Here is a 6,322-nt window from a genome sequence, read left to right on the forward strand (position 1 = left end):
GCCGTCAGCTTCCCCTTCGCGTGCTGCGCCTCGGTCGCCTTCTCGCTCGGCCCGCGGCGAACCCGCTCCCGCAGCTCGTGCAGCTCGGCCACCCGGCCTCTGGCGCCCACCGGCTCGGCGGGCGGCTCGGGCACGACGGTCAGGACGGGCGCCGGTTCGACGGCGACGGGCTTCTCCAGCTGGAAGACGCTCATACGAGACTCCTCGACTCTCCGTGGTGCACCGGAGCGTCCCTCCGGTGCCGATGCGCGGCCGGGCGGGGCCCGGCCTACCGGCCGAGCCGGCGGGTCAGCGGCCGGCGGGCCAGCCACAGCGCGGCGCCCGTCAGCAGGGCGGCTGCGCCCAGGGCGAGAAAGACGCCGGGGCCCGGCACCCCGCCGCCGGCGGCCTTCAGCACACTGCCGCCGACGCCCGCGCCGAGCGCGGCCGACAGCCACAGCACGCCCACCAGCCGTCCCAGCAGGGCGGGCGGCGCGACGACCGTGGTGACGCTCAGGCTGACCGGCGCGAAGGCCGCCTCACCGGCGCCGGTCAGCAGGTACGCCGCGACGAGCCAGAGCGCGGAGACCCGGCCGCCGCCCTGCGCCGCCCAGGCGGCGGCCGCCATGACCAGCAGGCCCGCGCCGACCAGCACCGTGCCGGCGGCGAACTTCACGGCCGCGCCGAGGCGTTCGCCCTGCCGGGCCCAGAGCCAGGCGAAGCCCGGCACCACCAGCAGCACGAACAGCGGGGCGGCCGCCTGGAACCAGCTGGCCGGTACGGTACGGCCGAGCACCGACCGGTCGGCGGCGTCCCGGGCGAAGGCGACGAACAGCGACCCGCCCTGGACGTACAGCCCCCAGAAGACCGCGGCGGCCAGGAACAGCCAGACGTACGCGCGCAGCCCCGTCCGCTCCCGGTCCGTCACCGCGGGGTCGCGGAGCAGGCGGCGGAAGGTCACGATCGGCACGAGGACGCTCAACAGCGCCACCAGGCCCATGACATGGCGCAGGGCGAAGGTGCCGGCCAGCGCGTCCGCCGTGAACAGCAGCACCACCGCGGTGGCGGCCGCGGCGGCCCGGCGCAGGGCCCGCCGCACCTCGGCGGGCGCCGCGGGCCGCTCGGGGCGCTGCCCGACGGTGCCGAGGGCGGCCGCCCCGCGGACCAGGCGCCAGAGCCCGAAGGCCATGCCGATGGCCGCGACGGCGAAGCCGAGGTGCCAGTCCACGCCCTCCCCGACCGCGCCGACCACCAGCGGGGCGAGGAACGAGCTGACCTGGATGCTCATGTAGAAGACGGCGAAGCCGGCGTCGCGCTCCGCGGTCGCCCCGCGCGGGTAGCAGGCGCCCAGCAGGGCCGCCAGGTTGGGCTTGAAGAGCCCGGTGCCGACGGCGACCAGCAGCAGCCCCGCGTACACGGTGGGCACCGCCGGGACGGCGAGCACCAGGTGCCCGCAGGCGATCAGCACGCCGCCGCAGAGCGTGGCCCGGTAGCTGCCGAGCACCTGGTCGCCGAGCCGCCCGCCGGGCACCGAGGCCAGGAAGACGGCGGCCAGGTAGATCCCGTAGAGCAGGCCGGCGTCGCCGTCGGAGAGCCCGAGACCGCCGTCGGCCGCCGGCGCCGAGGCGAAGAGGAACAGCACGGCCAGCATGCCGAAGAAGCTGAACCGCTCCCACATGTCGGCGACGAACAGGGTGGTGAAGCCGGGCGGCCGCCGGGTGCTCCGGGCCGGGGCGGGGAGCACGGCGGCCGTGGCGGCGGCCGGGCGGAGTGCGGTGGTCGGTGTCATGGCTGCCTCCTCGTTCGGTGTCGGCCCTGCGCGTACCCGAGGTTCGGCCCCGGCGGTCGACCGGCGCTCCGGAGCGGCTCAAGGACCGCTCCGGCGCGGATCCGGCGTCAGTAGCGGTACTGCTCCGGCTTGTACGGGCCCTCGACCGGGACGCCGATGTAGTCGGCCTGGTCCTCGGTGAGGACGGTGAGCTTCACGCCGAGGGCGTCCAGGTGCAGACGGGCGACCTTCTCGTCGAGGTGCTTGGGCAGCACGTACACGCCGACCGGGTACTGCGCGGTCTTCGTGAACAGCTCGATCTGCGCGATCGTCTGGTTCGCGAACGAGTTCGACATCACGAACGACGGGTGACCCGTCGCATTGCCCAGGTTCAGCAGACGCCCCTCGGACAGCACGATGATCGTGCGGCCGTCCGCCTTGCGCCACTCGTGGACCTGCGGCTTCACCTCGGTCTTCACCACACCCGGCAGCTGCGCCAGACCGGCCATGTCGATCTCGTTGTCGAAGTGGCCGATGTTCCCGACGATCGCCTGGTGCTTCATCCGCTCCATGTGCGAGGCGAGGATGATGTCCTTGTTGCCCGTCGTGGTGATGAAGATGTCCGCCGACTCGACGACGTCCTCCAGCGTGGCGACCTGGTAGCCGTCCATCGCCGCCTGCAGCGCGCAGATCGGGTCGATCTCGGTGACGATCACGCGGGCGCCCTGGCCGCGCAGCGACTCCGCGCAGCCCTTGCCGACATCGCCGTAACCGCAGACGACCGCGACCTTGCCGCCGATCAGCACGTCGGTCGCCCGGTTGATGCCGTCGATCAGCGAGTGCCGGCAGCCGTACTTGTTGTCGAACTTCGACTTCGTCACCGAGTCGTTCACGTTGATCGCCGGGAACAGCAGCTTGCCGTCCCGGTGCATCTCGTACAGCCGGTGGACACCGGTCGTGGTCTCCTCCGTCACACCCTTGATGGTCGAGGCCATCTCGGTCCACTTGGCGGGGGACTCGGTGAGGGTGCGGTTGAGCAGCTCCAGGATGATCCGGAACTCGTCGTTGTCCGCGGTGGACGGGTCCGGCGCCTCGCCGGCCTTCTCGAACTCGACGCCCTTGTGGATCAGCAGGGTGGCGTCACCGCCGTCGTCCAGGATCATGTTCGGGGTCTGGCCGTTCGGCCAGGTCAGCGCCTGCTCGGTGCACCACCAGTACTCCTCCAGCGTCTCGCCCTTCCAGGCGAAGACCGGGACACCGGCGGGCTCCTCGACGGTGCCCTCCGGGCCGACCGCGATCGCCGCGGCGGCGTGGTCCTGGGTGGAGAAGATGTTGCAGGAGGCCCAGCGGACCTCGGCGCCGAGCGCGGTCAGCGTCTCGATGAGGACGGCGGTCTGCACGGTCATGTGCAGCGAGCCGGTGATCCGGGCGCCGGCCAGCGGCTGGGTGGCCGCGTACTCCGCGCGGATCGACATCAGGCCGGGCATCTCGTGCTCGGCGAGCTGGATCTCCTTGCGGCCGAACGGCGCCTGGGAGAGGTCGGCGACCTTGAAGTCACCGTTGAGGGGGGACGACATGCGAAAAGCTCCTCGCTGCGTAGGCCTGTGAACGGGTGTGCTTGGCCGCAGAGCGGCCGGAATCGGCGCCCTTGGCCCGTCGTCGGGCCCTGGGGCAGGCACTCTGCTGCGCGGCACAATCCGTCGGAGGACCTCTCTCCCTCGACCGGGCCGGCACGCGGGATCCGATCGACCGCCATCAGCAGCGACGTTTGGCTCTGGAACGAATCTACACCGCGGCACGACGGGCGTCGGGCGCGGCGCGGAGATCCGTGGGGCGGTTTCCGGCCGCCCGGACCGGGGGGGGGGCGCGGGGCGGGGGGGGGGGGGGCGGGCGGGGCGGCACGGGCGGCCGGGCGGCCCCCGGCGCGGGCGGGGGGGGGCGGGGGGCCGCGCCCGCGCCCGCCCCCGCGGCCCCCCGCCCCGGGGGCCCCGGGGACGGCGCGGACGGCCGGGCCGATCAGTGCGCCGCGGGGCCGCGGCCGCCGGGCGTGGCCTCCGGGTCGGGGCCCGCGGCGGCCTTCTCGGCGCTGTAGATGTCGGGCTCCAGGTAGATCACGCGGGCGATCGGCACCGCGCGGCGCACCCGGGCCTCGGCCTTGTCGATGGCCTCGGCCACCTGGACGGCGCTGTCCTCGGCGTTGACCGCGATCTTGGCCCCGACCAGCAGCTCCTCCGGGCCGAGGTGCAGCGTGCGCATGTGGATCACGTCGGTGACGGAGTCGTGGTCGACCAGGGCGTCGCGGATCTCGGCGACGACCTCCTTGTCGGCGGACTCGCCGATCAGCAGGGACTTGGTCTCCAGGGCGAGCACGACGGCGATGACGACCAGCAGGATGCCGATTGCGAGGGTGCCGATGCCGTCCCAGACGCCGTTGCCGGTGATCACGGTGAGCGAGACGCCGAGCAGCGCCAGCACCAGGCCGATCAGCGCACCGGTGTCCTCCAGCAGGACGACCGGCAGCTCGGGGGCCTTCGCCCGGCGGATGTACTCCGTCCAGCTCTTGCCCGACTTGTCCTGGGCCGCCTCGCGGTAGGCCGTGTAGAACGACCAGCCCTCCATGACGATGGCGAACAGCAGCACGCCGACCGCCCAGCCCCAGGAGTCCAACTCGTGCGGGTCGTGGATCTTCTCGTAGCCCTCGAAGCAGGCGAACAGGCCGCCGACGGTGAACAGCACGATGGAGACCAGGAAGCCGTAGACGTAGCGCTCGCGGCCGTAGCCGAACGGGTGCTGCTCGCTGGCCTCGCGGGTGGAGCGCTTGCCTCCGACGAGCAGCAGCACCTGGTTGCCGGAGTCGGCGACGGAGTGGACGCCTTCGGCCAGCATCGAGGAGGAGGCCGTGAAGGCGAAGGCCGTGAACTTGCCGACCGCGATCGCCAGGTTCGCGGACAGTGCCGCGACCAGTGCCTTGGTGCCGCCTTCGGTGCTCATGCTGTGGTTCGGTCCCTCCGGACGGGCCGCCGTGTGCGGCCGTGGCTCAGCTTCCGACCGGACACAGTATCTTGACGGCCGCTCGGGGCCGGCGCCCGGCCACGGGCCGGACGCGCTCCGGCGAGGTCAGCGGGCGAGCCCCAGGTACACGGCCGCGAAATCGGCCGGCCCGGCCAGTTCCGCGAACGCCTCCAGCGGCTCCTCCAGCGTGCTGGTGAACTCGGTCAGCCGGACGTCGTGGGCCGCCGCGAGCCGGCGGGCCCGGTTGACGGCGAAGCCGGGGTCGGCGTCCTCGGAGCGGCCGGGGGCGTGCCGCATCAGGACGACCTGGAGCTGCAGCGGCTCCGGCTCGTCCACCCGGTCGCGGAAAAAGTCATCGGGGTCGGCGCCGGCGCCGAGGTGGCCGACGAACATGCCGCGGTGCGCCGTGAGCGCCTGGGTCAGCCGGCCCGGCAGCGCGGGCAGGCCGGCCCGGTCGGCGAGCATCGCGGCGAACCGCTCGGCCGCGGCGGCCGGCACCGCGCCCTCGGCCCACACCAGCGGCACCGTGCCGGACAGCTGGGCGGCCAGGCCCTTGGCCGGGTTCAGGTACGCGGCGGCGTCCGGCCGGCAGCGCACGGCCACCTCGTCCAGCCGGTCGGCGACGGCGGCCAGCGCGCCCTCGCCGATCGGGGCGACGCCGATCCGCGCGGCCAGGGCGGCCAGCGGTGCGAGGTGCGCCCAGAGCGCCCCCGGGTCCTCGGCGGGCAGGTCGGGCTCGTCGTCCTGGCTCTCGGCGGGCTCCGCCGCGCTCGGCGCGTACGGCAGCGGCAGGGCCCTGACCTGGAGGGCGGCCTCGGAGAGTGCGGTGTGCGGGGGCGCGACGACGACGATCGCGCAGCCCCGGGTGTAGGCCTGCTGGGCGAGCTGCACCAGCCCGCGCTCCCGGCCGGTGTCGCTGCCGATCACCAGCAGGTCGAGCGGGCCGAGCCAGCCCGGCAGCTGCCAGCCGAGGCCGGAGGCGAACGAGCCGTGCTCGGCGGGCGCCACCTCGGTCGGGGCGAGCGGCAGCACCTGGCAGCCGGTGACGGCGAGCGCGGCCAGCACCGAGGCGGCCGTCAGCACACTGCCGTGGCCGGCCACCAGCACGGTGCGGGGGCGGCCCTCCGGACGGAGCGAGGCGAGGCCGGCCTCCTCGGCGAGGCGGACGGCGGTGCGGACCCGCGCCCCGGCGCCGGCGAGGGCGAGCAGGGCGTGCTGCCGGTCGGCGCGCTGCAGGGCGGCGGGATCGTCGAGCAGGATGTCGTCGAGCATGCGGCCGGCCTCCAGCGGGCTCACCGAACAGGGGTCAGGAGGGGCGGCGGGCCTCGTCGACCAGCAGGACGGGGATCTCGTCGCGGACGGGGTAGATCAGGCCGCAGCCGTCACCGGTGCAGCGCAGCTCGCTCTCGCCCTGCTCGGAGGCCTCGGTCAGCGGCGCGTGGCACTGCGGGCAGACCAGGATCTCCAGCAGGAAGGACGGCAGGCTCATGGACGTCGGCTCCAGATTCGTTGCGTGGTGGTACGGCCGTGCCCCGGCCGGTAGCAACACTACCGGCCGGGGCA

General features: G+C 74.2%; 6 protein-coding genes. All 6 read right to left on the reverse strand.

The annotated features are described in order from the left end of the window. A partial coding sequence (locus tag ACFV0G_RS32695) for a hypothetical protein (protein ID WP_380555850.1) occupies positions 1–194 on the reverse strand: 194 nt, incomplete at its 3' end. A 74-nt stretch (positions 195–268) separates the two neighbouring features. After that, on the reverse strand, positions 269–1,768 hold the full coding sequence (locus ACFV0G_RS32700; RefSeq protein ID WP_380555841.1) for a peptide MFS transporter: 1,500 nt from the start codon (positions 1,766–1,768) through the stop codon (positions 269–271). Between the two features lie 107 nt (positions 1,769–1,875). After that, positions 1,876–3,324, reverse strand: coding sequence for an adenosylhomocysteinase (gene ahcY / locus ACFV0G_RS32705; RefSeq protein ID WP_380555843.1), 1,449 nt, complete (start codon positions 3,322–3,324; stop codon positions 1,876–1,878). A 439-nt stretch (positions 3,325–3,763) separates the two neighbouring features. Continuing rightward, the gene (locus ACFV0G_RS32710; protein WP_380555845.1) at positions 3,764–4,738 is read right to left on the reverse strand and encodes a cation diffusion facilitator family transporter; all 975 of its coding nucleotides are present in this window, start codon (positions 4,736–4,738) and stop codon (positions 3,764–3,766) included. Positions 4,739–4,864: 126 nt separating this feature from the next. Continuing rightward, the gene (locus tag ACFV0G_RS32715) at positions 4,865–6,031 is read right to left on the reverse strand and encodes an SIS domain-containing protein (RefSeq protein ID WP_380555847.1); all 1,167 of its coding nucleotides are present in this window, start codon (positions 6,029–6,031) and stop codon (positions 4,865–4,867) included. Positions 6,032–6,065: 34 nt separating this feature from the next. Continuing rightward, positions 6,066–6,248, reverse strand: coding sequence for a Trm112 family protein (locus tag ACFV0G_RS32720; protein WP_380555849.1), 183 nt, complete (start codon positions 6,246–6,248; stop codon positions 6,066–6,068). Between the last annotated feature and the right edge of the window lie 74 nt (positions 6,249–6,322).

The organism is Kitasatospora sp. NPDC059571 (assembly GCF_042735675.1).
Lineage (GTDB): Bacteria > Actinomycetota > Actinomycetes > Streptomycetales > Streptomycetaceae > Kitasatospora.

What these genes read in the sequence shown, in the direction of transcription:
- ACFV0G_RS32715 (WP_380555847.1), bottom strand. Translation starts at nt 6,031, where the DNA reads ATGCTCGACGACATCCTGCTCGACGATCCCGCCGCCCTGCAGCGCGCC.
- ahcY (WP_380555843.1), bottom strand. Translation starts at nt 3,324, where the DNA reads ATGTCGTCCCCCCTCAACGGTGACTTCAAGGTCGCCGACCTCTCCCAG.
- ACFV0G_RS32710 (WP_380555845.1), bottom strand. Translation starts at nt 4,738, where the DNA reads ATGAGCACCGAAGGCGGCACCAAGGCACTGGTCGCGGCACTGTCCGCG.
- ACFV0G_RS32700 (WP_380555841.1), bottom strand. Translation starts at nt 1,768, where the DNA reads ATGACACCGACCACCGCACTCCGCCCGGCCGCCGCCACGGCCGCCGTG.
- ACFV0G_RS32720 (WP_380555849.1), bottom strand. Translation starts at nt 6,248, where the DNA reads ATGAGCCTGCCGTCCTTCCTGCTGGAGATCCTGGTCTGCCCGCAGTGC.